This is a genomic window from Cobetia sp., assembly GCF_983723665.1.
This window is the reverse complement of sequence record NZ_CFDJES010000039.1, coordinates 1-7,836: the sequence shown is the minus strand read 5'-3', so window position 1 is coordinate 7,836 and position 7,836 is coordinate 1. Positions and strand designations below refer to the sequence as shown.

Here is a 7,836-nt window from a genome sequence, read left to right as displayed (position 1 = left end):
TTGAAGCGCATGGGCACCCCGCTGGTCTCGATGACCGGCAAGCCCGGCTCGACCCTGGCGCGTGACGCCGAGGCGCATCTGGACACCAGCGTCGCCCAGGAAGCCTGCCCGCTGAATCTGGCACCCACCGCCTCGACCACCGCTGCGCTGGTGATGGGCGATGCCCTGGCGGTGGCACTGCTGGAGGCCCGCGGCTTCACTGCCGAGGAATTCGCCCTTTCCCACCCGGGCGGCAGCCTGGGTCGACGCCTGCTGCTGCGGGTCCAGGACGTGATGCATCATGGCGACGCCCTGCCGCGCGTGGCACTCGGCAGCCCGCTGCGCGATGCGCTGCTCGAGATCACGCGTCAGGGCATGGGCTTCACCTGCGTGATCGATGATGACGACCACCTGGTCGGCGTCTATACCGATGGTGACCTGCGCCGCACCCTCGACCAGCATGGCGATCTGCGCGCGCTGAAGGTCGATGATGTCATGACCCGTGGCGGCAAGACCGTGCGCGCCAGCATGCTGGCCGCCGAAGCGGTACGCATCATGGAAGAAAACCGCATCAGCGTTCTGGTAGTCTGTGACGAGGATGAGCACCCCATCGGAGCCATCCATATGCACGGCCTGCTGGCCAGCGGCGTGATCTGAACTCCCGCGGGCGTTCGCTGTCTCTGTTCGACGGCAGATCGTCCCGGCAAGACGCTACCGCTCAACGCCCATCAGCGCCGTTCACAGGACAGCGTCAAGCATGCACGGAGTGCGAGGAGAAAGACCATGAGCGACACGAATTCCCTGAGCGAAGAATATCCGCAGGACATCATCGACCGCGCACGCCGCGTGCGTCTGCTGGCTCTGGATGTCGACGGCGTGCTCACCGACAACCGTCTGCACTACGATGCCAATGGCGTCGAGACCAAGTCCTTCCACGTCCAGGATGGCCATGGCCTCAAGCTGGTGCTGCGCAGTGGCGTTCGCGTTGCGCTGATCACCGGCCGCAGCTCGCCGATGGTCGAGCGTCGCGCCAAGGAACTGGGCATTCAGGATGTCATCCAGGGCCGTGAAGACAAGCTGGTCGCGCTGACCGACCTGTGCCGCGAGCACGGGATCGAGCTGGAAGAAGTCGCCTATTGCGGCGATGACCTGCCGGACCGCGAAGCCATTCGTCGTGTCGGTCTCGGCGTCAGCGTGCCCAACGCCATGGCCTACGTGATGAGCGAGGCCAACTGGGTCACCTCACGCCAGGGCGGCGATGGCGCCGTGCGCGAGCTCTGTGATCTGCTGCTCAAGGCCCAGGGCCACTGGGCCTCGGTGCTGGATACCTACCTGCAGGAGTCGCGCCCCTGATGTTACGTCTGTCCCGCCCTTCTCCGCGCCTCTGGCTGATGCTGCTGTTGCTGCTCGTCGGTGGCGTGCTGGCGCTGATCGAGCAGCGCAACAGCCTGGAATCGACCGTCAATGTCGAGGTCGACAGCAGTGAGCCGGATTACTATCTCGACGGGGCAGACATGACACGCTTCGATGCGCGCGGCGTGGCGATCCAGTCCATGACCTCGCCGCATATCGAGCACACGCCAGGCGATGACGTGACCCGGGCGCAGACCCCGAAGATTCGCACCAACGACAGTGAAGACCGCCGCTGGTATGCCACGGGAGACAGTGGCGTGTTGAGCGCCGGCGGCGACACCTTCACCCTCGAGGGCAATGCCAGACTGCGCCAGCCCGATGACCGGTGGACCCTCGATACCGATGTCCTGCACTACAGCCGTGATCAGAATCGCGCCTGGAGTGACGTGCCGGTCGTGATCACCCAGAATGGCCAGCATGTCGAAAGCGACAGCTTCAGCGCCGACCTCTCCCGGGATTCCGCCGTGCTGCAGGGCCGTGTTCGCAGCGTCCTGCAACCCGGCACAGGCCAGAGCGAGGCCAGCAAGGAAGCCGAGCGCATCGACTCGGGCACCGACAACACCACCCCCGATGATGGGCGCGTCAACAGCACCTTCGAGGCAGCGCCTGCCAGCGGTGAATGAATCCGCCGGGCTGGCCTTCACGCCATGACCCGCGCCGCACCACCTTCTTCTCTGCCGCTCGATGGCATCATTGCTCGGGCGGCGACCCCGTCATGCCAAGGAGCCACCATGACTTCCACGACTCGCAAGCCCTTGACGGCCTGTCGCCAGACCCTCAACAGCGGTGTCATGGCGCTCTGCCTGGCACTGGGCATGTCCACCTTCGCCCCGGCCGCCATGGCGCTGGACAGCGATGCCAGCCAGCCGATCAACATCGCCGCGGACGCCCTGTCGCTCGATGACAAGGCCGGTACCGCCACCTACACCGGCCAGGTGGAAATGCGCCAGGGCAGCATGAAACTCGATGCCAGCCGCGTCGATATCAGCCGCGCCGGCAGCGGCGAGATCTCGCTGGTCAAGGCCACCGGCAAGCGTGCCTACCTGGAACAGCAACCCGCGCCCGACGAGAAGCTGGTCAAGGGCTGGGCCGACACCATCCGCTACCATGCGCTGGAGCGCCGCGTGGAGCTGGTCGGCAATGCGCGTCTCGAGAAAGGCGATGACACCTTCGAAGGCGGCTACGTGGAGTACTTCCTCGACAAGCGCCAGGTGAACGCCAACAACAGCAAGACGGCACAGCAGACCGAAGGCGGTCGCGTGCACATGACTCTGACGCCGCGCGGCGCCAATGCCAGCAAGGAAAACTGAGTCATGACTGCTGCTACTCCGCGTACGCTGAGCGCTCGCCATCTGGCCAAGGCCTACAAGGGCCGCAAGGTGGTCAAGGACATCTCGCTGGAGATCCGCCAGGGCGACATCGTCGGCCTGCTGGGCCCCAACGGCGCCGGCAAGACGACCTCGTTCTACATGATCGTCGGGCTGGTGCGCGCCGATGCCGGCAACGTCTCCATCGATGACAAGGACCTCTCCGCTGCCGCCATGCATCAGCGTGCACGCGCCGGCATCGGCTATCTGCCGCAGGAGGCGTCGATCTTCCGCAAGCTGTCGGTGGCCGACAACATCATGGCGATTCTGGAGACCCGCAAGGACCTGGATCGCAATGGCCGCAAGGCACGCCTTGAAGAGTTGCTCGAGGAATTCAGCATCACGCACATCCGCGCCAGCACCGGTATGAGCCTCTCCGGCGGTGAGCGTCGTCGGGTCGAGATCGCCCGTGCACTGGCCACCGAGCCGGATTTCGTGCTGCTCGATGAGCCCTTTGCCGGCGTCGACCCCATCTCGGTGGGCGAGATCAAGAGCATCGTGCGTCAACTGCGCGACCGTGGCATCGGCGTGCTGATCACCGACCACAACGTGCGCGAGACACTCGATATCTGTGACACCGCCTATATCGTCGGCGATGGCCAGATCATCGCCCACGGTGATGCGGACTCCATCCTGGCCAACCAGCAGGTGCGCGACGTCTACCTGGGCCACGAGTTCACGCTCTAGGGTCAGCGGCTGCGCTGAGTCCTCGCGAGGCGAAAGCTTCGAAAGCCGCTGCGTGATTTTATCGCGTAGCGGCTTTTTCATGTCTGACATCAGACGCATGCATGACGTCCATACCACCTTGGTGGAAACATGGCATGCAAGTTGCTTGAATATTCACGACAACCACTTGTCAGTGCCCCGAGTCACGGTATAGCGTAGTAAGCACGTTCCTTTGCCGTGAATTGACTGACTCCATGAAACCCACCCTGCAACTCCGCCTCGGCACCTCGCTGACCATGACGCCGCAGCTCCAGCAAGCGATCCAGCTGCTGCAGCTGTCGACGCTCGACCTGCGTCAGGAGATTCAGCAAGCCCTCGAGTCCAACCCCATGTTGGAGCTCGACGAGGACTACGAGTCGCTGGATGTCGTCGAGACACAGGATTCGAGCGAGATCTCCACTGCCGACTCCTCGAGCGAGATTCCCGAGGAATACCCCCTCGACAGTGACTGGTCGGACCTCTACCAGGACCACGCCGGTAGCCTGACCAGCTCCGGCAGTGGCAGCGGGAGTGAAGAAGGGCCGGACTTCGATCGCAATACCAGCGTCGAGAGCCTGCAGGACCACCTGCGCTGGCAGCTGGCGATGACCGACCTCGATGGCCGTGAACGCCAGATGGCGGAGAGCCTGATCGATGCCGTCGACGGTGCCGGTTATCTGAGCCTGTCACTCGACGAGCTGGTCGATGGCCTGCGCGGCCAGGGCCTGCCCGGCCTCAAGGCCTCCGAACTCGAGCAGGTATTGCTGCGTCTGCAGCAGTTCGACCCGACCGGCGTCTTCGCTCGTGACCTGCGCGAATGCCTGCTGCTGCAACTGGCGCTGCTGCCGGATGATCTGCCGCTGCTGGCGCAGGCGCGCCGCCTGGTACGTCAATTCCTCGAGGCACTGGGCAACGATGACCGCAAGCTGCTCAAGCGCCGCCTGAGCCTTGACGATGACGAGCTGGACCACGTCATCCGCCTGGTGCGCGCGCTCGACCCGCGTCCGGCATCCGCCTGGGGCGAGCCCGCCAGCGATTACGTGATCCCTGATCTGCTGGTGCGCCATACCCGCCATGGCTGGCAGGTCGAGCTCAATCCGGAAGCGCTGCCCAAGCTGCGCATCCAGCCGGAATACGCCGCGCTGATCAAGCGTGCCGACAAGTCCGCCGACAACACCTTCCTCAAGGACAACCTGCAGGAAGCCCGCTGGCTGATGAAGAGCCTGTCATCGCGCAATGACACCCTGCTCAAGGTCGGCCGCGAGATCATGGCGCGCCAGATCGACTTCCTCGAGCAAGGCGAGGAAGGCATGAAGCCGCTGATTCTGGCCAACATCGCCGAAGTGGTCGAGATGCACGAATCGACCATCTCGCGGGTCACGACCCAGAAGTACATCCACACCCCGCGCGGCGTCTTCGAGCTCAAGTTCTTCTTCTCGAGCCAGGTCGGTGGCAGCGGCAGTGGCGACGCCCACTCAAGCACCGCCATTCGTGCCCGCATCCGCAAGCTGATCGCGGAAGAGCCGGCCCGCAAGCCTCTCTCCGACTCACGGCTGGTCGATCTGCTCGCCAGCGATGGCATCGAGGTCGCACGCCGTACCGTGGCCAAGTATCGCGAAGCGATGGGCATCCCCTCCTCCAGCGAGCGCAAGCGTCTGGCCTGACGCGTCACCTGCGGCTGCCATGCCCTGCTCTCACCTCCACAATGGCAGCCGTCTCCAACCTCAAGCGCTGGATTTTCCGCTCATCAGCCTCTGACTTCGCGGGTAGCGGTACGCCTGTCGCGCGCTCTGTCACCCCAACAACCGCTCGCCAATTGCCCGTCATGAGCCATGACGGCGCGCAGGATGATGGCGAAAATCCGTCATTCCGGTAGTGTCATTCACCGTCAATCGCATGTTTTTAAAGTCACTTTTGCGCGTATTGCACCTGGATGACACCCGAAGAACCTCCCGGAACGCCGCTTGCTCCACGCAATCGAAGCGCCTGAAAGGCGACGTACATGCAGGGATTGGCGACGAAAACCCGCCTTCTTGCGCGTCTTTCACGCACCACCCACCAGACGTGCCCTTGAAGTCCACTCCGATACCCCTCACTGAGTTGAAGACAAGCACTGAGCCACGATGCAGCGCAGCGTTGATCTTTGCGCAAAGCTTGGGCATTGTCGGTACAGACGCTCACGACATCTGACGCCACTGGCAAGGGTGCGAAAACATCGCCAGACGGTGGCCGTCAAGCCTGTTGCAGAGCGTCCGATCAGGGTTTGCTCGTAGTCAAAAAGGGTTACAATTGAATGGCAACCCGCTGGATAAAGGAGCGTGTCCATGCAAGTGAATATCACCGGGCATCATGTGGAACTTACCGATCCTCTCCGCGATTACGTCAACGAGAAGCTCGCTCGCCTCGAACGGCATTACGACAACATCACCAATGTTCAGGTGACACTGTCGATCGAGAAGGAGCGCCAGCAGGCTGCCTGCACCTTGCACGCGGCAGGCGCTGACCTCCACGCCCTGGCAGAAGACCCCAACATGTACGCTGCCATCGACGCGCTCGCCGACAAGCTGGATCGCCAGCTGGTCAAACACAAGGAAAAGTCCCAGGCTCGCTCTCAGGGCACCGGGACCCGTTGACCTTCAGCCATGACACTTGATCAGATCCTTCCCCCCGAGCGCACGCTGTACGGTGTCCCCGGGGGGAGCAAGAAGCGGGTGCTTGAATTCTTCAGCACCTTCATCGCACAGAACATTCCCAGCCTGGATAGCCAGGAAGTCTTCTCGCGCCTGATCGGGCGCGAGAGACTGGGGTCGACCGGCATTGGCCACGGTGTGGCCGTGCCCCATGCACGCAGCCCGCATTGCAAGACGCCAATCGCTGCGTTTCTGAAGCTCGGTGAACCCATCGACTTCGATGCCATCGACGGAGAACCCATCGATCTGCTGTTCGTGCTGCTGGTGCCTGAGGAAGCGGATGAGACCCATCTGACGCTGCTCGGGCAGGTCGCGGAATTGCTCAATTCCCCGACCAATCGCTCGGCCCTGCGCCAGGCAGACAGCCAGCGTGCACTCTTTGAGGCATTGACCCAAGCCATCGCCGAATTACCGGCGCGCTGAATGACAGGCCCGGACATCGTCCGGGCTTTCGTCTTGCTGGCCTCCCATCGGCCGACGTACAGCGCACTGATAGCGGGCAGCCTTCTGCCCCACCCCTGCATTCTTTCGACGTTGACCTCGCCCTTGGAGAGCACTTCATGAAGATCGTGATCATCAGCGGCCGCTCCGGCTCCGGGAAATCCATCGCTCTCCAGGCGCTGGAAGACATTGGCTACTATGCCATCGACAATCTGCCCGGCATGCTGCTGGCGCCACTGGTCGATCAGCTCGAAAAGGACAGCCCGGCGCGCCGGCGCATCGCGGTCTCCATCGATGCCCGCAATCTGCCGGAAGCCTTGACCCGCTTCCCCGAATTGCTCGACAACGTCCGCCAGAGCGGCATGGACGTGCAGGTCGTCTACCTGACCACCGATTCGCGAGTGCTGCTGGAACGCTACTCGGCGACCCGTCGTCGTCACCCTCTGACGCGCGACAACGACCACACCTTGGCCGAGGCCATCGAGATCGAGCAGAAGACGCTCGCTCCCATCCGCCAGAAGGCCGATCTGGTCATCGACTCGACCAACCTGAGCGTGCATGACCTGCGCTCGCGCATCACCGAGCAAGTCGCCCAGCACAGCTCCCGCCACCTGACGCTGACCTTTGAATCCTTCGGCTTCAAGCATGGCGTGCCGACCGACGCCGACATGGTGTTCGATGCCCGCTGCCTGCCCAACCCGTACTGGGACATCAATCTGCGCGGCGATACCGGTCGCGACGACAGCGTGGCCGAATTCCTGCAGCGCTACCCCACCGTCCAGGCGATGCATGACGATATCGCCGGCTGGCTGGAACGCTGGCTGCCCGCCTATCAGGACAGCAACCGCAGCTACCTGACGGTGTCCGTGGGCTGCACCGGCGGCCAGCATCGCAGCGTCTACCTGTGCGAGCAGCTGGCGAGCTACTTTGCCGAGCGCCTGCCTGAGGTACGCCTGCGTCACCGCGAGCTGGGCATTCATACCGCGCTGAGCAACGCGGGTGAGGCAAGCGATCAGCAAGAGCATCAGCAGGAGCATCGCGATGGCCTCTCGTGAGCTGACGCTGACCAACCGCCGCGGGCTGCACGCCCGCGCTGCCACCAAGCTGGTCAATTGCTGTGCGCCCTATTGCGCGACGGTGATGGTCAGCCATGGCGAGCGACGCGCCAATGCGGCCAATGTGATGGCATTGCTGATGCTGGCCGCGCCCTGCGGCACCACGCTGCTGATCGATGTCGAGGG

10 protein-coding genes are annotated in these 7,836 nt (G+C 63.5%); all 10 read left to right on the top strand.

All coding sequences use genetic code 11. The features are described from left to right. The coding region (locus tag AC4FAH_RS05930) for a KpsF/GutQ family sugar-phosphate isomerase (RefSeq protein ID WP_348682631.1) at positions 1 to 636 on the top strand (636 nt) is incomplete at its 5' end. A 126-nt stretch (positions 637 to 762) separates the two neighbouring features. Continuing rightward, positions 763 to 1,332 carry a KdsC family phosphatase gene (locus tag AC4FAH_RS05925; RefSeq protein WP_052384400.1) on the top strand — a complete coding sequence of 190 codons (570 nt, stop codon included), beginning with the start codon at positions 763 to 765 and terminating at the stop codon, positions 1,330 to 1,332. Next, entirely contained in the window at positions 1,332 to 2,015 is a 684-nt protein-coding gene (lptC, locus tag AC4FAH_RS05920) for an LPS export ABC transporter periplasmic protein LptC (protein ID WP_286988673.1), read from the top strand. The genes AC4FAH_RS05925 and lptC overlap by 1 nt, the downstream gene beginning before the upstream one ends. 108 nt (positions 2,016 to 2,123) lie before the next feature. Then, on the top strand, positions 2,124 to 2,702 hold the full coding sequence (gene lptA, locus AC4FAH_RS05915) for a lipopolysaccharide transport periplasmic protein LptA (RefSeq protein WP_225347607.1): 579 nt from the start codon (positions 2,124 to 2,126) through the stop codon (positions 2,700 to 2,702). Positions 2,703 to 2,705: 3 nt separating this feature from the next. Further along, positions 2,706 to 3,446: an LPS export ABC transporter ATP-binding protein gene (gene lptB, locus AC4FAH_RS05910; protein WP_287020104.1), complete on the top strand. Its 741-nt coding sequence runs from the start codon at positions 2,706 to 2,708 to the stop codon at positions 3,444 to 3,446. A gap of 233 nt (positions 3,447 to 3,679) precedes the next feature. After that, positions 3,680 to 5,128 (top strand): RNA polymerase factor sigma-54, encoded by a 1,449-nt coding sequence (locus AC4FAH_RS05905; RefSeq protein WP_054555105.1) that lies wholly within the window; start codon positions 3,680 to 3,682, stop codon positions 5,126 to 5,128. 660 nt (positions 5,129 to 5,788) lie between these two features. Next, complete coding sequence (gene hpf, locus AC4FAH_RS05900; protein ID WP_043332555.1) at positions 5,789 to 6,097, top strand: ribosome hibernation-promoting factor, HPF/YfiA family; 309 nt, start codon at positions 5,789 to 5,791, stop codon at positions 6,095 to 6,097. Positions 6,098 to 6,106: 9 nt separating this feature from the next. Continuing rightward, complete coding sequence (locus AC4FAH_RS05895; RefSeq protein WP_043332557.1) at positions 6,107 to 6,577, top strand: PTS sugar transporter subunit IIA; 471 nt, start codon at positions 6,107 to 6,109, stop codon at positions 6,575 to 6,577. A gap of 137 nt (positions 6,578 to 6,714) precedes the next feature. Then, positions 6,715 to 7,650, top strand: a complete 936-nt coding sequence (gene rapZ, locus AC4FAH_RS05890) for an RNase adapter RapZ (protein ID WP_107335427.1) — start codon at positions 6,715 to 6,717, stop codon at positions 7,648 to 7,650. Next, the coding region (locus AC4FAH_RS05885) for an HPr family phosphocarrier protein (protein ID WP_490245766.1) at positions 7,637 to 7,836 on the top strand (200 nt) is incomplete at its 3' end. The genes rapZ and AC4FAH_RS05885, both read left to right, overlap by 14 nt.